The 213-nt window shown below is 49.3% G+C and carries 1 pseudogene; it reads left to right on the forward strand.

What is annotated here, in order from left to right:
• Window positions 1-213: pseudogene (locus tag HMPREF2756_RS04290) on the forward strand (hypothetical protein); the annotation flags it as partial.

Genomic DNA, 213 nt, shown 5'->3' on the forward strand with positions numbered 1-213 from the left:
ACTGGGAGAACCATATGCTGCCCTATCTGGAAGCAGAGGGGTGGGCTGTCATTACTGTTGATTGTGCTGGGGTGGTATCGTACCTGGACTTCGCCAAGCGGTTCGTTAAAACTATCGACCCCTACTACAGTTTTCCTGAAGGTTTTAATATGCGTTGGGTTGCTGAAGAGGCATGTTTGATTAGGGATAGGGATATGCGTCAGGGGCTTTTCG

Source organism: Rothia sp. HMSC067H10 (genome assembly GCF_001810635.1).
Classification (GTDB): Bacteria; Actinomycetota; Actinomycetes; order Actinomycetales; family Micrococcaceae; genus Rothia; species Rothia dentocariosa.